The following is a 21,327-nucleotide window of genomic DNA, read 5'->3' as shown; positions in this document are numbered from 1 at the left end:
ACTTTCGGGGGTCACCTCAAAGTAAGAGGTAATTGCCTTTTCTTTTAGGCTCTGTAAAACTCGAAACCTTACCGAGGTTCCAGAATTTTCACTTCCCTGCTATTACTGTTTCCTTGTATTAGTCTTGAAGACTTTGCAAAGTAAAGTAATCAAAACTTGCCTTCACATTTCTACCGCTTCCAGTACTTGTACCGTATAAACCTACATTATGCACATTTATAGTAGATGTAACAGGGTCGGCCGCTTTTTCCCATTTTCCTTTTGACCAGAAAAAAGTTGAATAGACGTTACCGGTTTTTTTAATTTTTAAATAGACAGTGTCTTCACCTGGATGTCCCGCCATATTTTGTGGTTTACTGTACTTTCCAGCCTCCTCCTTAGCTGTCTCAAGCTTCAAACCGTTATCCCATACGTGACCAAAGCGGATGTAATTATCTTCGTCCTGCCAAATATACAATCCAGCCTGTTCATTGTTATTTCGAACTGCTGCGTTCAGTTTTGTCGTAATTTCAAAATCTCCCGATGGAGCCTCCTGCAGGAATACATTCTTTATTGTATTGATCTTTTGATAGCTGTCACCCGCTTGGGTTGTGATCGTTAGATGACCTGGATTCTCTGTTAAGCTCCATTTGGCAGCGTCCTCGCGGAAAACAGCCCAGCTATCAGACAAGGTGGTAGAATCGAATTGGTCCACTTTCGCATCTTTATCAATTGGTGAATTCATTTTATCCTTGAAATCCATTATCTGTTTCGTTAAAGTATCAACCTCTGCAAATAGTTGTTCTGAAGTTATCTTTTTGTCATGGTACATCTTATTTGCATCTTTAATGAAGTTCTTTAAAAATTCCATCGCATCCTTGGAATATTCTCCTGGTCTATCACCCATTTGTGAAGCTTTCTGGACATCCTGTGCCTCCTGAATTTTTACTTTTAATAGATTACGTGGGGATGAGAGTTGAATTAAGGATTGATTAGCTTCACGAACTCGCTTTTCATCTACCTTGGTAATTTTTCTGTCATAGGTTAGCAGCCCATTTAACTCGCCTTCTACATCGGTAGTTTGAGTGTATACTGCTGCACTAAGTCCATTTGTATACATGTAACCTTTTAACGAATTAATATATTCGATATAATTTTTCGTGACTTCTTCGTTATTTTTCAGCATGACGTAATTCCATCCAGTAGTTCCCCACTCATGACCTGGTGTTGCTAATCCAAGTCCGCCATATTCTCCAATAACTGCAATCCTATTCTCTTCTACTTGCGGCGATCTTGGGGCTGTATACGTATGCCAGTCTAAAACATCACCAACACCAGCATCCGTCCAACCACTTGCATTAGAAACTAAGCGAGTTGGATCAAGGCTCTCTACCCATTTTGTCATCCGAACTGTATCATACTGTCCCCAGCCTTCATTAAAGACCGTCCATAAGAAGATCGATGGATGATTATACCTTTCTTGAATCATTTCATTAAATTCGTGCTCATACTGTTTTCGATAATCCACAGCACCATCCATACTCGGCATATCCTGCCATACGATCATTCCCATTTTGTCGGCCCAATAGTACCAGCGTTCTGGCTCCACTTTTATATGCTTTCGAATCATATTGAACCCAAGATCCTTCGTCTTTTCGATATCAAATTTTAATGCCTCATCTGTTGGGGCTGTTAAGCCGCTCTCCGGCCAGTAACCTTGATCCAAAGGCCCCATTTGGAAAATGAATTCTCCATTTAATAATGGACGGAGCTGACCGTTCACCTTACCAAGGGAGATTTCTCTCATGCCGAAATAACTCTTAACGGTATCTACTATTCTATTGTTATCTTTAACTTTTATTTGCAAATCATATAAAAATGGATCTTTTGTTGTCCATAAACGTGGCTCAGGTACGGGTACTGTAAACTTTTCCCCTGCTTTACCAGTGGCTTTGCTCACTTTCTTGCCATTTTTATAAACAATGGCCTCAATCGATTTGTTTTCAAGATTCGTACCTTTAACTGAAAGATTAACCTTATTATTATGAATATCAGCCTCAGTTTTTATGGACTCAATACTTGCTTTAGAAACCGGCTCTAACCATACAGATTGCCAGATCCCGGATGTAGACGTATACCAGATACCCTCTGGGTTTGTGGTTTGTTTTCCTTTTGCTTGTCCGCCTTTTGTTTCGTCATATACCTCGACGATCAATTCATTATTACTTTTAACTAGATAATCGGTAATATCCAAACTAAAAGCATCATAACCACCAACATGGTCTCCAACTTTTTGTCCATTCACATAAACAACCGTTTTATAATCAACTGCATCAAAATTTAATTTAACTCTTTCATTCTTCCAATTAGATGGAATCGTAAAACTTCTTTTATACCACATATGTTTTTCTGGTCTTTCAATCCCGGATAAAGCTGTTTCTACGGAAAATGGGACAAGTATGGACTCTTTTAGTTTTTTGCCTGTAGGAACGGTCTCATCTTTTAATGCGCTTTGAAATTCCCATTTTCCATTAAGGTTCATCCATTTGTCTCTTACCAATTGCGGTCTTGGATATTCAGACAAAACCTTATTTTCGTCCACTTTATCTGCAAATGGTGATTCAATATTGAATTGTGAAAAATTCTCTGCTCTATTTAGAAATGCTGAGATTACTTCCCCTTCCTTCGTAACGAAATTCCCCTCACCGTCATACTTAATTAACACTTGGTCTGCAGTTCGTTCGTAGACAGGCTCGACTGTTTCAATGACCAATGTCGATGGGTCATCTTTCTTTAAGGAAAGAGTTTTAAATGCCCAGTCCCGGCCAAAAACATTGATTTTAATATGATCATTCAGCCCGGTTGGCAAAGCAGCTAAGTCATGATTAAATGATAATTCAATATGTTTCCCATCTTCTAACACCTTTGCCTCTTTGATATTGCCACTTAAATTAGAGTTATCTGGAAGGAAGAAGGCACTCTTTGGCACAATTTGTTTTTGCACACTGGCGCTTGACCAGTACAGTTTTAAATTTGCTCCGCCAAAATGCTCAAAGTATTCAATTTTTATGTCATATTCTTGCCCGGCTTTTAATGAAATAGGTGCACTTTTCTGTTCGAGGTCCCATTTATCCTCCCAAAAATTTATGGCTAATTTCCCATCAATCCAGACTCTGAATCCATTATCGCCGATCATGTAAAAGGTGTAATCTTCAGTATGCTCTGGAACAATTTTCCCGGTCCACCTCGTGGCAACGTTATCATTTTGTCCTGTGAACATATCAAAAGTTGGGTTTAGATCAGGAAAATTAATGTTATAATCTACAATCGTTGTTTTCAAATCGTTAAAATCAAATTTCCCTTCACCTGAAGAGGTATAATACTCACCTTTAAGCCCATGGGCTTTTTCAATAGTTTCTGCATTTGCAGTAGCGGGGGTTAATGCGTTAAACCCGATTGCCTGCGTTAATACCACTGTTAAGGTTGAAAAACAGACTAAAAGCTTTTTTTTCATACTCCTCTAAAACCTCCCTTAGTTTACCTTGCATTAGAATGAATCGCTTTCATCTTGTCATCTTTAGAATCATAGAATCTATGTATTCATCTCCTCCTCTGTACTGTATTTCCAATTTCCACTTTAACAAGATATTTGTGAAAAAGATTTACAATAAGAGGTTTATTTTTGTAATTTTCCAATAATTAGTTTTACCCATTTCTTTTGAACTATTTTTTTATAAAAAAAATAGAATGGAGAAGCCATCCTATTTTTTTCATTATTATATTGCGGCGTGCTGACCTGTCTTTTCGATCTGAACACTAGGATCTATTGAGGAAATGACCTTCTTTTTCCCTCTTTTTATAACAATAATCCGTTGAAGTAAAATAAAGAGAAAGAGCAAAAAACCTACCGCAATCTTCGTCCACCAGGAACTTAATGTACCCTGAAACATGATAATAGTTTGAATGATCCCCATGCTTAATACTCCTAATGTTGGACCAATAAGGTAACCTACACCTCCAGTTAATAGGATCCCTCCAATCACGCAAGCTGCAATCGCATCCATCTCCATTCCCATTACGTGAAGCGCATAACCTGACTGCATATAAGTGGTAAAAACAAAGCCTCCAAGTGCGGAGCTAAACCCTGAGAGGGTATATACCAAAATCGTTGTTTTTTTCACAGGGAGTCCCATAAGCTTGGCTGAATGAACATTCCCCCCAATTGCATAAACATTACGCCCAAACCTAGTGTATTTTGAAATGTAAATCGCAATACCTACTACAATAATCGAAATAATCGCCCCTAAAGAAATATAGTTTTCACCTAAAATATAAATTTTAAAATCTGAGAGGGCCATAAACGTAGGATCTGTTATCTCAATGCTCTCTGTATTAATCAAGTAACATAAACCTCTAGCAAAGAACATTCCTGCCAGTGTGACAATCCAAGGGTGTAATTGAAACCTATAGATCAGGTACCCTTGCCCAGCACCAAAGAGAACTCCTATTGCTAGTGTCATCACAATGACCAAATACGAGTTAACCCCATGCTGCAATAAGGAGGCAGTAACCATACTGACAAAGGCAACAAAAGAGGCAACAGAAAGATCAATACCACCAGTAATAATGACAAAGGCCATGCCTGTCGCCACCACAATTAGATAGGCATTATCAATAAATAAATTAAGAAACACCTGTAAACTGAAAAATCCTGTAAAGGAAATTGAGCCATATCCATACAACAGGACAATTAAAAGAAGGGTCGCAATGATTATGATATTATTTTCATTGATACGAAGAACAGACTGTTTCATGCTTCACTCACCTTCTGCTTCATTTTAGGTTTTTTTATTAGTTTTCTAAATTCCTCTGACTGCAGGAGGCAAACGGATATTACTACAATTGCTTTAATGACCATCGTAATTTCTGGCCTAATTCCCATTGAATAAATGGTCGTGGACAGTGTTTGAATAAATAAGGCACCGATAATGGTTCCGCCGAGGTAGAATCTTCCACCTCGCATGGAAGTCCCTCCAATAACTACTGCTAATATTGCATCCAACTCAATCCAAAGCCCTGCATTATTTGCATCAGCACTACTAACATTTGAGCTTACAAGAATACCAGCAATCGCGGCACAAATTCCTGAAATCATATATACAATGAGGATGATTTTTTTGGGCTGAACTCCCGCAAATTTACTAGATGCCATATTAGCACCGATTGATTCCAAAAATAATCCTAGTGCCGTTTTCTTTTTTAGGAATAAGATGATGCCAAATACAGCCAAACCAATATAGATGGCAAAAGGCAATCCAAGCAAGAATCCCTTTCCAATATAACCGTAGGCCTCATTATTAATTGTTAATATTTGCCCTCCTGTAATTAATTGGGCAATCCCTCTGCCAACAGTCATCAAAATCAAGGTCGCAATCATTGGTTGGATTTCAAAGTAGGCGATCAATAAACCATTCCATAATCCACAAATAAGTCCAATAACTATTGCAAAAATTAACGCGAGGGGCACCGAAGTAGATTCAAGTAATGCTGCAGCCGCAGCGGCTGTAATAGCGAGGACAGAGCCGACAGAAATATCGATTCCTTCTTTGGCAATAACGAGGGTCATGCCAATCGCAATAACAAGCAGGGGTATCACACGATTTAGAATATCTATTAAACTGCCAAATAGATGTCCATTCTTGATCTCAATTTGGAAAAATCCAGGGATTAGGATGAAATTAATCAGCAAAAGAAAAAGAAGTGCAATCAGTGGCCAAAAGATTTTTGCTTGAATAAAGCTATTGATGATTTGCTTCAACTTACACCAGCTCCCTCAGCGATCATTTCCATAATATTGGATACAGTCATTTGTTCTCCCTCTAATTCACCAATTTGATATCGGTCTCTTAATATAACTACTCGGTCACAGCATCCAACCATTTCTTCTAAATCCGCAGAAATAAACAGGATACTCATCCCCTCTGCAGCAAGATTGAGTATTAATTTTCGAATCTCTGCCTTTGAACCTACATCTATCCCTCTTGTTGGCTCATCCAAAATTAATAGTTTCGGATTTGTAGCAAGCCATCTTGCAAGAATGACTTTTTGCTGGTTCCCCCCGCTCAAGTTCTCAATTCTCTGTTCCATGCTTGGGGTTTTAATGTTTAAAAGATCAATATATTTTTGAGCAATTTCCTTTTGTTCTTTCATCGAAATATAGTTGAAAATCCCCTTTTTGGTTTGAAGGGCTAACATAATATTTTCACGAATAGTTAATTCCCCAACAATTCCTTCCACCTTCCGATCCTCTGGACAAAAAGCCAGTCCCTTACCAATCGCAAGTTTCGGGTTCATTGATTTGATTTGCTCATTATCAATGACAAGGACACCTTCATCAGAAGAATCAATGCCAAAAAGTAATTTGGCTACTTCCGTTCTCCCTGACCCCAATAGGCCGGCCAATCCTAACAACTCACCCTTACGTATCGATAGATTAATAGGATTAATCGTGCCTTTTTTCTCCAATCGGTTCGTTCTTAGAAAATCGTTCCTTTCTTTTTTCACTATTTTCTTCTGGACAGTTTCTGGCGTATCAGCCCATTCTTTTCCAATCATTTTCGACACCAATTCCGTTCTTGTTAATTCATTTGTTTTATATTCTCCTATCAGTTGACCATTTCTAAGTACAGTTATTCGATCAGTTATTTCAAATACTTGGTCAAGAAAGTGGGAAACAAAGACAATCCCCATTCCATTGCGTTTCAGGTTTCGCATGACTTCAAACAGCTTTTTTACTTCATTTTTATCCAAGCTCGATGTTGGTTCATCTAATATTAAGACGCCGCTTGAAATATCAACTGCTCTCGCTATGGCAACCATTTGTTGAATGGCTGTGGAGTAGGAGGATAGCATTTGTTTGACATCAATTTCGATATTTAGTTTCTCTTTAAGCAATAATTCCGCTTTCTGGTACATTTTCTTCCAATCAATTACTCCCTTTTTTTTGGGCTCTCTTCCAATAAAAATGTTTTCTGCGACCGATAAATTTTCACAAAGATTAACTTCCTGATAAACCGTACTTATGCCCAACCTTTGTGCTTCCTCTGCAGATCTAGGATTAATCTGCTGGTCTCGTAAATAAATCCGCCCTTCCTCTTTTTCATAAACACCGGTCAATACCTTTATCAAGGTAGATTTACCCGCACCATTTTCACCCATTAATGAATGAATTTCACCCTTTCGTAAACAAAAATCTACATTTGTCAGGGCTTTTACCCCTGGAAAGGTTTTTGAAATATTCTCTGACTTTAGCAAATACTCTGCATTCATGGATAACACCTGCCTCATGTATTATGGTCTTTCGATTAGAAGTTAGTAATAGTATAAAAAATCCCAATTAATAAGTATTTAAAAAAAAGAAGGATTTTTTGTAAATTTCCATTTAATTTCATAAAAATAATCCCTAGGTCCATACCAAGGGATTAGGTAAATCTGATAAAATTTATTTAATAGCTCCTACGATAAAATTCCTTCTTAGCCTGCTTTTGATCAAATGTTTCTTCTGATGTGATAATTTTTTGCGGTATTTCAATTCCGTTATTTAAGTCTTTAATTGCTTTCATTAATTCAGGACCGAGTAGCGGATTACATTCCACAGTAAAATTCATCTTGCCGACGTTTAATGCCTTAAATGCCTTTAGGGTTCCATCGATTGAAATAATTTTAATGTCAACTCCAGGTTTCAAGCCATAATCTTCAATCGCTTGAATTGCCCCTAAGGCCATATCATCATTATGGGCATAGACAACGTTTATTTTTCTACCATAGGTTTTTAATGCCTCTTTCATCAATTTCTTCCCTATACCCAACGTAAAATCTCCGGAATAGGATTTTAATAATTGTAATTTTGAGTCCTGCTGTACAATCTCATGAAAACCCAGTTTTCGATCGACGGCAGGGGCAGAATTTGCGGTACCCTCGATTTCAATAATATGAATGGGCGATTTCACTGACTTTGAGACCGATGCCAGCCATTTTCCCGCTCGTCTTCCTTCCTCCACAAAGTCAGAGCCGATAAAAGATGTAAAGAGCGACTGGTCATCCACATTTATTTCACGGTCAGATAGGATCACCGGTATCCCAGCGTTTTTTACTTCTTGCAACACCTCGTCCCAGCCACTTTCAGTTTTAGGTGAGAAGGCTATCACATCCACTCCTTGATTAATAAAATCGCGAATGATTTCAATTTGTTTTTTTTGATCATAGTCGGCATTTCTTAGGATAAGATCTATTCCAGCTTCCTTTGCCGCAGAAACAATTGAATCGGTATTAGCCAGCCTCCATTCACTTTCTGAGCCGACCTGGGCGAAACCAAGTTTTACTCGTTTGTGCTTGTTTTCAATGTGAGGCACAATCCCACCGTCCCCATTTTTAAAATAGGAATCTACATTATTTATTGTGACTTGGTGGTCTCTTAGAATAATCTTCTTAGGGAGGCCCCGAGCTTCATGTAATATATCAATGGCATAGTGAGCGGCCGTAGTTCCTCCTGTTGGAGTAATATACGTAGTGTCAATGATTCCTTCTTTAACTAAATGAAGCCCACCGTTCTTTTCATTTAGCCCATCACTGCCAATAATGCTAACACCTTTGAGACCTAATTGTTTAATAGCTTTATAAGCACCTAATGCCATTGCATCGTTTTGAGCATAAATTAAATCAGGCTTAACTCCTGATTGGAGAAGACGAATGAGTTCGTCTTCTGCCTTATCTTTTAACCAATTACCAGTTATTGAATGGATTATAGTATGGCTTGATTCCATTTGTAAGGTTTCATGAAATCCTTTACTGCGTTCCTCCGCTTGAAGGGAGCCATTATACCCCTTAACTTCAATAATTTGACCTCGTTTATTTCCTAATAATCTAATTGCCTCTTTTGCAGCCATTTTCCCGTTTAATTGATTGTCAGAACCAATATAGAGAGTATAGTCATACCCTTTAACACCTCTCCCTAAGACAATGACTGGGATCTTTTTATACGCTTGTGATATCACTGGGGTTAGAATAGCAGCATTGTCAACTGACACGATTAAAAGGTCTATCCCATAACTCATAAGAGTTTGAATATCTTGAACCTGCTGCTCATCATTTTGTGCTGCATCAGTGAAGATCACTCTTGTATCAGCATGATTTGCGATTTCATTTTTAATTTCCTTATTCATTTGTATTTGCCAAGGTCCGTTTAAATTAGGATGGGAAACACCAATTAAATAGTTAACCTGTCCTTCTGAATTTGCTTTTTGGCTTTTAGTAAACTCTTTAAATCCTCCAAATATAATTAGACCTAACGCCGTTCCGAGTATGATAAGTTTAATTAAAACCTTCCTAAGTCTCACTTCCTGCTACCACTCCTATAGGAACTAGGTGAAATTCCCACCACTTTTTTAAAGGCATTACAGAAGTAATGCTGAGTGCTATAGCCAACCTTTTCGGATATCTCGTAAACTTTTAAATAGGGGTCATTCATAAGCAAAAGAGATTTTTCAATTCGTACCTTTGTTAAATATTGAATAAAAGATGCACCCAATTCATTTTTAAACTGCTTGCTTAAATAAGATGGGCTAACCTGAACACTACTTGCCACTTCATTTAACGTGATAAAGGGATCAAAATATCGCTGGTCAATATAATTCTTAGCTAAAACAACCATCGGTGACACATTTGTATGAGAGTTTAATTGACTAATCAAGTTTTGATAAATGTTAGGTATTTCTTCCGTGTTAACAGCTATTTTCTCGGAATAAACAATGGTCTTACCGAGGAATGTTTCTACTTTTTCCTTAATATGTTGGGTGATAGTCGTTAGTTCCTCTGCTCGATCAACAGGTAGTAAAATGACAATTTGTCCATGTTTATCTTCAAATATTTCAGCAGCTAATCGATTATTTAAAATCTCTTTGATAATATTTCCAAGTGAAAACGCTAACAATTTTTCACTCCAAAATTCTTCTGCTGTATGTAAATCAATATTCAAAAGTTTGATAACTGATACTCCGATAGTTCCATCAAGCTTAATATTAAAGAGATGAAATTCTTCATTAAATTTTTCCTTCGGGATTAGCCCTTCTATCCATTTTTGGAGAAAATCTATCTTTAACAATTCTCGATTACCCTCAAATTGCTTATCTCGATTTTGTAGATCGTTTTTACTTTTTAATTCCTCAGCCGCTCTTTCAATTACATTTTCTAATTCCATCACATTTACAGGTTTTAGCAAATAGTCAAATACACCTAATCGGACGGCTTGCTGGGCATATGAAAATTCGTCATGTCCTGTTATTAAGATAAATAAAGAATCGGGCAAAAGATTTTCTAATTGTTTTATTAAATCTAATCCGTTAAGAAATGGCATACAAATATCTAAAAATAATATATCTGGCTTTAGTTCCTTAGCCAGTTCCAGAGCAAGTTCTCCATCTTCCGCTTCTCCAACTACCTGGATTGAGAACTTCTCCCAGTCAATTGCAGCCTTTAATCCCTTTCTAATAATCACTTCGTCGTCAGCAATTAAAAGTTTCAACATAGAGAATCCCTCCAATTGATATAATAGTAGAATGGAAATGTTATATTTTGATTGGAAGATTTATTTTCACCATCGTCCATTCTTTGTATTTACTTTCTATCGTTAATCCAAAATCGGCGCCATACACCAGTTTGATCCGATCATTCACATTAAAAAGACCATATCCATGAGGTATATTTTCTATGCTATTCTTGCTATGTAAAACCTCATTTAATTCCTTAACTCTCTCTTCTGTCATCCCTATGCCAATATCTTTAACAGTTAATAGAAGACTGTTGGTTTCTTGTTCGACCTGAATTAAAATTTTCCCCTTACCCCTTTTATTCCGAATCCCATGATAAATGGCATTCTCCACTAAAGGCTGTAAAAGAAGTTTGATTATTTGATAATTGTTTACTTCCTTATCCACGATAATTTCATATTCAAGCTTTGATTGATACCTAGTCATTTGGATGATTAAATAACTTTCAACATGCTGTATTTCCTCTTTAATAGTAATAAATTCATTTCCTTTATTTAACCCAATCCTAAATAATGTCGTCAGTGCACTGACCATTTCGACAATTCGATTTGCCTTATATTCATATGCCATCCATTGAATGGTATCGAGCGTGTTATAAAGGAAATGAGGTTTTATTTGTGCCTGTAATATTTTTAATTCCGCCTCCCGTTTATTTTTCTGTTCGGTATAGACGACCTGAATAAGTCTACTAATTTCTTGGATCATTCTGTTGTAGCTTTTGCCAAGCTGACCAATTTCATCATTGTACTTGGAGTAAAAAGGTAAATCGAATCTTCCCTCTTCTACGTTTTTCATCAATTCCTTCAGTTTATTGACAGGGTTAATAATCGAACTAGTAAAAAACCAGGAAGCGATCGACGCTAAGAGTAAGGTGATGACCCCAATGATATAGGTATAAAATTCCACTCTTGAGACGACTTCTGTTGTTTCATCCAATGAGAATACACCTACAACTTTCCACTGGATGGTTGGGTAGGTGTTGTAGATTATTTGGTACTTATTATGATTAATGACTTTCTCGAGGGTGTGGATATTCTTTTCCGACAGCCATGCAGGGTTGATTCGGTAAACAATAGAATTTACAGGGGAATAAACCACATTCCCTTCTTTATTTAGGATAAAGATGAAACCACTTTTCCCTAATCTTATCGATTGAATGACCCTCTGTATAAAATCGAGTTTTAAATCAATTAAAATTACTCCAGTTACTTCATTTGTTTTCGGGTCCTTTATTGCTTTTACAATAGATAATAAATTATTGACCTGATAATTTGAGGTTTCTTTGATATTTCTTCCAACAGGATTACTAATTAATTGAAGCTTTTCTGGTGATTTTATCGCCTGCATATACCAATATTCATCGGTCAAGGAGTCCCTTGAAATCGGTATTGTCTCATTACTTGCAAACAGACCTTGTTGATTAACGATGAGGAGTCCTGCCATATCACCATGACGCTCCATATAGACACTTAGTCTTTGATTCACTTTTTCCTGCAATTTAGGATCTGGAACTTTTTCTTTCATAAATTGCTGAACATCAGCTTCCATAGATAAGTAATGGATAATATCATCATTCTGATTAAGGTTCTTTTCAATTTGATTCCATACCTGTTCCATCATTTGTACTGTATAGGAGTTAGCTTCTTCTTGAAGAGATTTTTTATAAATGCTACTTCCTAACAGGGTCAGTGTCATGACACAGAGGATAATAATAACAAAAAAGTAAAATAAAAGTTTAAACCGAATGCTCTTATTATTAAAATAAGAAAAAAGCTTCATATTAATTTTTTCTCCCGCATAGTATAAACCTATTATTATTTTAAATTTTCAAAAAGAACAAGGGACTATTAGTCCAATTATTGGCTAATGATTTCTTAAATAGTAAAATCGGAATTGCTTCATACGCAATTCCGATAATGATGTGTTATTTCCTAGCAGTACAAATTCACGATTAATACTTTCTGGACGGTAATGCCTCTTCCGCAGCATCTTTCCCAACAAAAACAGATTCTTCCGTTTTAATCCAACTTGGAATTTCTTTCCCGGCTTTCAAATCTTTAACTGCTTGTGCAAGCTGTGGTCCTAGCAATGGATTACATTCTACTATTATATTTGTTTTCCCTTGAACAGCCGCTTCAAATGCATCTTTAATACCATCAATAGATACAACCTTAATGTCCTCACCAGGTTTTAAGCCATATTCCTCGATTGCCTGAATTGCACCGATGGCCATATCATCATTATGGGCATAGACAGCGTCGATGTTCTTACCGTCAGACTTTAAGAACGCTTCCATAACTTCTTTTCCTTTCGTCCTCGTAAAATCGCCTGATTGTGACTTGATAATCTTGAAATTTGGATTGTCCTTTAATCCATTAGCAAAGCCTGTTTTACGATCATTAGCCGCACTGGCACCTACAGTCCCTTGAAGTTCCACAATATTCGCTTTTTTATCAGCACCGATTAAGTTAATCAACTCTTTAGCAGCATTTTCTCCTTCAAGGATAAAGTCTGACCCAATAAAGCTGGTATACAACGATTCATCATTCACTTTAATGCCGCGATCAAGAAGAATAACGGGGATCTTCGCATCCTTTGCTTTTTTCAAGATACTTTCCCATCCTGTCTCAACCACAGGTGCTAATGCAATCACATCTACTTTCTGGGCGATGAAGTTTCTAATTGCCTTAATTTGATTTTCTTGTTTTTGCTGTGCGTCCGAAAACTTTAATTCAAAGTCAGGACTGTTTCCAAGTGTTTCTTTAATAGACTTTGTTTCTGCTGTTCTCCATCCGCTCTCAGCACCTATCTGGGAAAAACCCACCACAATCTTTCCATCCTTCTTGCCACCACTTGCTTCTTCCGTTTTTCCATTTGTATTACTATTACAACCTACAAGCAAAAATAATGCCATGACGAAGATTAACAGACTTACTGTGGCTTTTTTCATCCTATACATTCCTTCATTCCCCCTTTTTGTACTACCTTAAAATTACAAAAGATCAAGGGAAAAGTATTTACAAAAATAGAGCACTTATTTGTAATTTTTTGAACTTTCTCATAAAAGAAACAAAATACCGCTGCCGACTAATTTCGAATACTATATTCGCTATAGATCATTCTCATTTTTTTAGAAATGAAAGAACCCAGTAATAAAATTAGCTGGGTTCTTTACTCATTTTGATCATCTGACTTTATCTGTTATTTCTCTTCAGGTTGTAAAGGTCTAACCACAATATTATCCAGTTCATAAAATCCTTGATCCTTCATGAACATGATGGTATTGACGCCTTTATTCAAAGGAACCTCTATTTTGGTTGCCATGAAGCATCCCCATCCCCGTGTGGATTGATATTTTATAGAGTGTACTTCGCCATTGACAATCACTTTTCCGATTGAAGGACTTAGTCCGTTAGCAAACCAAATATCAACATTATAATTTCCTGCTTGAGGAACAACCACTTGACTGTACTTCACATAACTGTCGGAAAAATCGATTCCGCCGACATAACTTCCTCCTGATGCATTGGGTTCATTAGTTCTCACATTCGCACGGAATACATCTGCTTTTTCCGCTTCATATATAGCTGTGCCTGTATCTGTCAAACTCTCCGACACTTCAGGGAAATAGGTGATACGAAGGTTTTGCGCTCCGTAAGGAACCAGGGTAATATTCTCGGTCGGCTCCGTCGAAAGAATAGGACCCACAGGCGGCTCGGCAGCTTCAACGTTATTGGCTCTTTTGCCCCAGGTTGGAATTTTTTTCGCTTTAGCTATCAACTTAACTGGGGACGTCGCTTGCACAAACGGATTCTCCGGCATTGGTTCGGTAATCACATCAATGGATTTCTCAGGATGCGCACGGTCAATTAGCAAGCCATAATTCCATTGATTATCCGCCTTCACACTGTACTCATTGAAACCCAGTGCAGACGCATTGAAACCTGGCGATCCCGCAATTGGCTTGGCTTTCACCTGCCAATTCTCATTCATCTGCAAAGAAAACACAAGCGGACCGCGTTCAATTCCAATCGAATTATTGATCCACGTTGTCGTTTTTAGTTTCATCGGTACATGAAGAACAACTTTGTCTCCGCTCTTCCACTCTCTGTTGATGTTTACATACTCTCCTGCATTCACACCTTGAACTGGCTCTCCATTCACCATAATAGTAGGTTTAACCGACCAAGCAGGAATACGTAGCTTAAGTGGGAATTTTACCTTTTTTGACGTGGTAATATCAAAATTCATTTGATCTTCAAACGGATAATTTGTCGTTTCCTTAATCGTAACATCTGCTTTTTTCAGTCTTGCTGATACCTGGCTCGGTCCATAGGCAATGACACCAAGTCCTCCGTCTGTCGATGCTGCCCACATATTCTTGACAAAATATGGCCAGCCCATATGCATATTGAAGCGGCAACACGGAAATCCAGAAGTGGGCGAAGGCATCATTCCATTGGAATATTCTTGTTTAAAGCCATGATCTGCATAGTTACTCTCCACTTGATTAGGTAAGGAATAATATTGGTGATTCTTGATTTCCTTATCCATGGCCCCAGGAAGCGAATTGAAAGTAATTTTTTCTAAATCATCGCCAATGTGCGGATCGCCAAGAATCATCGCCGCTTCCTCATTACTTTGCATTCTCTCTGTTATGGCGCAAAGTTCTACTCCCTGCGTGGACGATAAACCTGATAGCATTTCTGTACCGGAAGGCATGCCGGTGATTTGAGTATGATTGGATAAATTATTTACACCCTTCTTGAAGGCGTCACGATCTCTATTGGAATGTGAACGCTGGTAGTAAATAGCCGGCATTTTAATGGCTTCATTCACATTAACCGCATGGGTGGGTTGGAAATCATCTCCAAAATCCTGAAACTTATTATTATTAAACATGTCTGAAATTGGATAACCTTGGTCTGCTAGCGTATCCGCCAGATTGAGCAAGAGGGGTTCCTCCGTATGGTTGTACAGCCATAGAACGGTATCGATATTATCTCCTACCCTTATTTTCCCCCAATCCTTTAAAGGCTGATCCGGCAAATGAACGACTTGATATTGAAAATAGTTACTCATAAATGGAAGAACGCGTGCATCACCCGAAGCTTCGTAATAATCTTTCAGGGCATATAGTGCTACCATTCGCGGCCACCAATCGTCATTACTAACCGGCCCGAATGAACCATCTTTCCGTTGACTATCCAAAATGGCGTTGATCCATTTTTGTGAAGTGGCAATAAGACTCTCATCTTTCAATGTATAAGCAAGAGCGATCAAGCCTTTTAAATAATATACGGGGCGTTCCCAATCAGAATCAGATGCCGTGCCTTCAAGCCAAGCTGCATTTGTTCCAAGCTCGCTGTACAAATCTTCCGCATGACCGGTAGCTCCGTCACGCTGAAGCTCGAGTTGTTTAAGGAGCCATCCTTTAGCCTCAACCGAACCAAGAGGCAATGGCGTAAACGGCGTCTCAGCCAGTGGTTTTTTGTTGATGACCGGTTCTTTGTATGTTTTGGCCGGCACTACATAGGCGCTTGCAATAAAATCATCAAACGACGATTGAGTTTGGTGACTTTGCAGTCCAACTCCACCTTTACCGTAGTGGCTTCTTTTGTTATCGGTATATTGAATGGATGGAGTAACGGTATCGTTAACGTAAACCTTAATACTTTTTTGGCTAGTGACGACTTTCAGATGGTAAAACTTATTAGGCTCGATACGATCAAACAACTTTAATGATTTCAGAACCTGCCGCTTGTTATTTTTTAATTGATTAAGAGTCAATGTACCGTTGCTGCTAATTCCGGCATAATATCCGCGTACATGATCATCATCCGCAGAAACGTTTTTCAGTCCGAACAATAGACCTGCGTCTCCTGTTCCAGAATCCGCAGGAAGTTTGATATTGACTTCCAAAGTCATATCCTCTAACTGTATATCCTCAGCAACAATGTTACTGCTTTCACCTTTATTGCCTAATAGGATCCCTGACTGTAATTTCCAACTGCCGTCAACGATATTCCATGAGTTGATTGCTTGTTCTGGAGTAATGTCGAACTTATCCTCGAACAGAGTGGTACCATCCGTGGTGCTAGCCTTGAAATTATCATAAGTTGGCAGGGAATTGTACATTCTAACTCCGATGCTTCCTGTTGTATAGGTACTGTCGATTTGTTCAAGCACCAATTTATCATTTAAATAGACTTGTATTTTACTGCCAACAGCAGATACCTTTAAATGATAAACTGAATTAGTATTTATTGTGACGGCAGTCCGTTTCAATTCGTTCCAGTTGTTGTTCATACGTCCCAAAAATACAGACCCTGTACCATTTGCCGTAATGCCAACATAATAGCCCTTAACATTGTCAGCGCCAGGCACCGCGCTGTTGACCCGAAACAACACACCTGCATCACCGTTCTTATCTGCAAGGCTGATTTCGGTCTCCAAAGTAAAGTCTTGAACCGAAGTGTTTTGGCTGATAGCTTTATACCCGGCTCCTCTACTAACAGTCAACTTACCTGAATCAATTCCCCATGGGCCTTCAATCACATTCCATTTAGCATTAATGATTGTTTTATCGAAATGATCCGCGAAATAATCAGGGATTTTTTTATTTACTTCCGCTTTAACAGGATACTGGAAAACGCTTGATACAAATAAAGTCAGTAAAAGAAGCTGAACAATCGTTAATTTGACCTTCATCAGATTCACCACTCTTTTTATATTATTCTAATAAACACTACTCTTATTGTTTTTACGAAGCCCCTTTCTTTAGGATTTAATTGCACATTTAAAGACAACACTGCAAAAAAAATAGATTCTAATAAAATCTCTCATCTAAAAGATTAGAAAGCTTACTTCTTGGCAAGACGACCTATCTTCTCTTCTAGTTCAAGCGAATCCACCATGTGGAACGTATCAATAATGTAGCCCTCCTTGTCGATTAAGAACATTGTGGGCAACGCATGAAGTTCATAAAGATCAGCAGTGTGCTTATGCTCATCGAGCAAAATTGGGTACTGAAGATTGTTTTTCTTAATAAAATCTTTAATATTTTCAGGCTTTTCTTCGGTTGTCACATTTATTCCGTAGAAGTCGATTTGATCCTTAAACTGCTCATAGAGCTTTCTCAGCTCCAAAGCTTCGACAGAGCAGGCATCACACCAACTTGCCCAAAAATTCAAGACAATCGGTTTAGCGCTTTTTCCTCCAATTGAAACATAGGAATTATCTATTGATTTCAGTGTAAATGCTGGTGCTTTTACGCCAGATGATCTAGTTCCGTGGCCAGAATCAGCCTGATTTACGATCTTTTCCAACGCTTCTGCATCCAAACTCTTGTCCTCAACAGTATTTGCCTTTTGGGCTGCTGTATTGTTTACCGCCTGGAGGGTGGCAAGGGTTACGATGAGTACGATGGCAACAATGAGCCATATATTTTTCTTCATTAAATACCTTCCTTCCCCACTTTAATGATAGCGCTGCCAATATAACTTTGAGCGTAAATCTATCATAAATGGATTCCAAGCACATGTATTTGTAAAAAACCTAGAATTTTTGTGATTTTCGGCAAAAATTTGTGATGCAATGTCTTAGACAAACACGAATTTATTTCGTAACTAATTGACATAAAAAAAACAACCTTCTTTAATAAATTGATGGATTTAACGAACTAGTTCTTATTGAAAATCATTAAAAAAAGGAGGAAAAAATCCCCCCCCTTTTTCAACCTAATATTAAGATTTAATTAGCTGTAAAACGAAAAAGTGTCTCTAAATGACGAACTACTTCATCTTTATCCGCCTCAACAACTTCTAAATACTGTGGTTTATTAAACAATTGACTTATTTGCTCAGGGAATGTCTGCTGTATGTTACATCGTTCAACAGATTCATTAAACTTTGCCGGGTGAGCGGTTGCTAGTGTAACACAAACCTCACTAGAATCATTACATCTTTCATATGCAGCGACTCCACACGCCGTATGTGGGTCTAATAAATAACTCGTTTCATCATAGTACTTGCTAATCGTTTGCAAGCATTCTTCCCCTTCAACTCCATGTGCCGCAAAATCCACTTTCACTTGGCGGAGCTGTTCTTCGCTTACAACGATTTTTCCTTCTGACTGAAATTTCTCCATTAAATCCGAAACTGCCTTTGAATCTTCACCAAGTAAGTAGTATAAATAACGCTCAAAATTGCTTGCGACCTGGATATCCATCGACGGGCTGTATGTGCTGCGGAACTCACCAGGCTCGTACACGCCATCACGGATAAACCCTTCTAAGATATTATTTTCATTTGTCGCGACAATGAGGTTACCTACAGGAAGCCCCATTTTCTTCGCAAGATAACCAGCAAAGATATCTCCAAAATTCCCGGTCGGTACACTAAAGTTCACGCTCTGTAACTCCAACTCTTTTTTCACTTGGAAATAGGCATAGAAATAATAGACGGTTTGCGCCAAAATACGAACAAAGTTAATGGAATTAATCGCACGCAGATGATATTTGTTTTTCACATTCATATCTGCAAACAATTCCTTGATGATTCTTTGACCATCGTCAAACGTTCCCTTTATGGCTAAATTCAACACACTTTTGTCATCAACAGTTGTCATTTGTAATTCTTGAACCTTACTAACTTTCCCATGAGGATGCAAAATACAAATGCGAATGCCTTCTTTTCCTCTGACACCTTCAATGGCTGAAGCACCCGTATCACCTGATGTTGCTCCGAGAATATGAATCGTTTCACCTGTTTTCTTTGAAACATAGGAATATAAATTTCCTAAGAATTGCAGTGCAATATCTTTAAAAGCAAAGGTCGGGCCATGGAATAATTCTAGTACAAACATGTTATCCTTCACCTTTTTAACAGGTGTGACCTCTGGGTGGCGGAAGGTAGCATAGCTTTTCTCGATTAATGCCTTCAACTCATTGTCTGGAATTTCACCATCGACATAATAGGAAAAGATTTCGAATGCTAATTCCTGATAAGTTAACTCGGACATTGCCTCTAACTTGTCTGCAGAAATTTGCGGAATCTTCTCAGGTACTAATAGTCCCCCATCATTTGCCAGTCCCATTAGGACTGTATCAATAAATCCAATTTTAGTTACATTACCTCGTGTACTTACAAAGTTCATGACAGCCTCCAAGTATATTAAAAGTTTTATTATCTTAATTGTAAAACAAGATTCATTTAGAAACATGTGAATCCTATATTATTTTTGAATCAAAAATATATAAATTTTATTTTATACATAATTGAGCGAATAGTCTATAAATTGTCGTTTTAAAAGGCATATTTTTATCAATTACATATTTCGATAGTAGATTTCCTCATATTTACTCAACAAATAGGAGGAACCATCGTATTTCATAAGAAAGTGACGATAAAAACTCATCATACACATACAGGAATGAGAAGAATGATATTGAATTATACTCTTACAAGAAAAATAATCTTGTAACAAAAATAGAGAGGTTGTGTATTTATGATACTTTCAGATCTACAACCTAAGAAAAACTTCAGCTACATCTTCGTTCAATTTCCAGGCATGAAAATGAATGTTCCTATGCTCTCTAACGAAGAGGGAAAGGCGGTGAAAGAAGATGTGGCATTATGTGTCCAATTAAACAACAAAGAAAAGGTACATCAACTTCACTTTGTCCGCACACAAAGTATTAAACCCTTTGACTTCACCGAAGAAGGAATTGGAGCAAAAGCATTTTATCGAGTGGTGAAACAAAAGGAAACCTCAAAAAACTCACACCTGAATGAAAACGTAGATTTCGTCACGATTATTACAGATGAAGTAGAAATAGTACAAAGGAAAACAGAGACAGGCTATAACTTCGTCTTAGTGTTAAATAAACGTGAAATCGGCGTAATTGCATCGGTAGAAGAAGAAGTATTTCAAACAAAGAAAGTATCATTGCTAATCAATAAAGAATTGAATGAGCGTGACACCACTAATAAGGCTAGTAAAAAAAATATTTCTGTCCTTGGCAGGAGCGTCAACAAGGAGATTTTCTTAGGAGGCAATGCCTTTCAGGATATCGGAGTTATTAAATCAATCCGAATTCTTTTAGAGGGCGTTAAGAGAAAAGTTACGGTCTTTTCTCCTGCCGCATTAGATTTTATCGGTCCAGGTGATCGGAACCAAACCATTTTAATGATGAGGAGGTGTTGATAAAGATTGTTCTTTTTGAAAAAAACTTCATATTAGTAAAATCGAAACAATAGGATTAAATGGATAATCCTTTTCGATAGAATAAACTCTAGGAAAGGAAGAAATAATCGGCTGCAAGCCTAATTCTTACTATGGAGAACTAAATTAATCCATTTATTATAGGGACTTAACCAAGGTGTTAAGTCCTTTTTAGGTTGTTTTCGTAAAGAATGTGGTTATTTACAACGTTCGACCTCCCAGAAAGTGTAAAATCATAGTGAATTAATCTAAACTATCAGCGTAATTCGTAAGTTTATCAGCGAATCTGTAATTTTATCAGCGATTCCAAACATTTTATCAGCGAAACTTCAACTTTATCAGCGATTCCAAACACTTTATCAGCGAAACTTCAACTTTATCAGCGAAACTTCAACTTTATCAGCGATTCCAAACACTTTATCAGCGAAACTTCAACTTTATCAGCGATTCCAAACACTTTATCAGCGAAACTTCAACTTTATCAGCGATTCCAAAAAAGTAACAACTTTTTTAGAGACGA

General features: G+C 37.6%; 12 protein-coding genes. 1 reads left to right on the top strand and 11 read right to left on the bottom strand.

The genetic code is table 11. The features are described from left to right. Positions 1–118: 118 nt before the first annotated feature. From ACJ004_RS04095 to thrC, 11 genes are all read right to left on the bottom strand, one after another. Positions 119–3,493, bottom strand: a complete 3,375-nt coding sequence (locus tag ACJ004_RS04095) for a beta-xylosidase family glycoside hydrolase (protein WP_410891234.1) — start codon at positions 3,491–3,493, stop codon at positions 119–121. 262 nt (positions 3,494–3,755) lie between these two features. Continuing rightward, on the bottom strand, positions 3,756–4,793 hold the full coding sequence (gene yjfF / locus ACJ004_RS04090; protein ID WP_410891233.1) for a galactofuranose ABC transporter, permease protein YjfF: 1,038 nt from the start codon (positions 4,791–4,793) through the stop codon (positions 3,756–3,758). Continuing rightward, complete coding sequence (locus ACJ004_RS04085) at positions 4,790–5,797, bottom strand: ABC transporter permease (RefSeq protein ID WP_410891232.1); 1,008 nt, start codon at positions 5,795–5,797, stop codon at positions 4,790–4,792. Before ACJ004_RS04085 ends, yjfF begins: the two co-directional genes overlap by 4 nt. Further along, positions 5,794–7,308 (bottom strand): sugar ABC transporter ATP-binding protein, encoded by a 1,515-nt coding sequence (locus ACJ004_RS04080; RefSeq protein WP_410891231.1) that lies wholly within the window; start codon positions 7,306–7,308, stop codon positions 5,794–5,796. The genes ACJ004_RS04085 and ACJ004_RS04080 overlap by 4 nt, the downstream gene beginning before the upstream one ends. Before the next feature lie 176 nt (positions 7,309–7,484). Continuing rightward, positions 7,485–9,374: a substrate-binding domain-containing protein gene (locus tag ACJ004_RS04075; RefSeq protein ID WP_410891230.1), complete on the bottom strand. Its 1,890-nt coding sequence runs from the start codon at positions 9,372–9,374 to the stop codon at positions 7,485–7,487. Beyond that, on the bottom strand, positions 9,371–10,561 hold the full coding sequence (locus tag ACJ004_RS04070) for a response regulator (protein ID WP_410891229.1): 1,191 nt from the start codon (positions 10,559–10,561) through the stop codon (positions 9,371–9,373). The genes ACJ004_RS04075 and ACJ004_RS04070 overlap by 4 nt, the downstream gene beginning before the upstream one ends. A 40-nt stretch (positions 10,562–10,601) precedes the next feature. Continuing rightward, positions 10,602–12,278 (bottom strand): sensor histidine kinase, encoded by a 1,677-nt coding sequence (locus ACJ004_RS04065; RefSeq protein WP_410891282.1) that lies wholly within the window; start codon positions 12,276–12,278, stop codon positions 10,602–10,604. A 256-nt stretch (positions 12,279–12,534) separates the two neighbouring features. Further along, on the bottom strand, positions 12,535–13,542 hold the full coding sequence (locus ACJ004_RS04060; RefSeq protein ID WP_410891228.1) for an ABC transporter substrate-binding protein: 1,008 nt from the start codon (positions 13,540–13,542) through the stop codon (positions 12,535–12,537). Between the two features lie 242 nt (positions 13,543–13,784). Next, the gene (locus ACJ004_RS04055; RefSeq protein WP_410891227.1) at positions 13,785–17,294 is read right to left on the bottom strand and encodes a 3-keto-alpha-glucoside-1,2-lyase-like domain-containing protein; all 3,510 of its coding nucleotides are present in this window, start codon (positions 17,292–17,294) and stop codon (positions 13,785–13,787) included. Positions 17,295–17,446: 152 nt separating this feature from the next. Next, complete coding sequence (locus ACJ004_RS04050; RefSeq protein WP_410891226.1) at positions 17,447–18,040, bottom strand: TlpA family protein disulfide reductase; 594 nt, start codon at positions 18,038–18,040, stop codon at positions 17,447–17,449. Positions 18,041–18,335: 295 nt separating this feature from the next. After that, positions 18,336–19,739, bottom strand: coding sequence for a threonine synthase (thrC, locus tag ACJ004_RS04045; RefSeq protein WP_410891225.1), 1,404 nt, complete (start codon positions 19,737–19,739; stop codon positions 18,336–18,338). Between the two features lie 414 nt (positions 19,740–20,153). Between thrC and ACJ004_RS04040 the strand changes: the two genes are divergently transcribed. Further along, positions 20,154–20,789 (top strand): hypothetical protein, encoded by a 636-nt coding sequence (locus tag ACJ004_RS04040; RefSeq protein ID WP_410891224.1) that lies wholly within the window; start codon positions 20,154–20,156, stop codon positions 20,787–20,789. The last annotated feature ends 538 nt before the right edge of the window (positions 20,790–21,327 follow it).

The organism is Neobacillus sp. 204 (genome assembly GCF_046562815.1).
GTDB lineage: Bacteria > Bacillota > Bacilli > Bacillales > Cytobacillaceae > Neobacillus.
The sequence above is the reverse complement of the archived record's forward strand: the minus strand, read 5'-3'. Positions and strand labels throughout refer to the sequence as shown.

Coding starts and splice junctions, on each gene's coding strand:
- ACJ004_RS04095 (WP_410891234.1), bottom strand. CDS start 3,493: ATGAAAAAAAAGCTTTTAGTCTGTTTTTCAACCTTAACAGTGGTATTA.
- yjfF (WP_410891233.1), bottom strand. CDS start 4,793: ATGAAACAGTCTGTTCTTCGTATCAATGAAAATAATATCATAATCATT.
- ACJ004_RS04080 (WP_410891231.1), bottom strand. CDS start 7,308: ATGAATGCAGAGTATTTGCTAAAGTCAGAGAATATTTCAAAAACCTTT.
- ACJ004_RS04070 (WP_410891229.1), bottom strand. CDS start 10,561: ATGTTGAAACTTTTAATTGCTGACGACGAAGTGATTATTAGAAAGGGA.
- ACJ004_RS04065 (WP_410891282.1), bottom strand. CDS start 12,278: ATGACACTGACCCTGTTAGGAAGTAGCATTTATAAAAAATCTCTTCAA.
- ACJ004_RS04060 (WP_410891228.1), bottom strand. CDS start 13,542: ATGTATAGGATGAAAAAAGCCACAGTAAGTCTGTTAATCTTCGTCATG.
- ACJ004_RS04055 (WP_410891227.1), bottom strand. CDS start 17,294: ATGAAGGTCAAATTAACGATTGTTCAGCTTCTTTTACTGACTTTATTT.
- ACJ004_RS04050 (WP_410891226.1), bottom strand. CDS start 18,040: ATGAAGAAAAATATATGGCTCATTGTTGCCATCGTACTCATCGTAACC.
- thrC (WP_410891225.1), bottom strand. CDS start 19,739: ATGAACTTTGTAAGTACACGAGGTAATGTAACTAAAATTGGATTTATT.
- ACJ004_RS04040 (WP_410891224.1), top strand. CDS start 20,154: ATGAAAATGAATGTTCCTATGCTCTCTAACGAAGAGGGAAAGGCGGTG.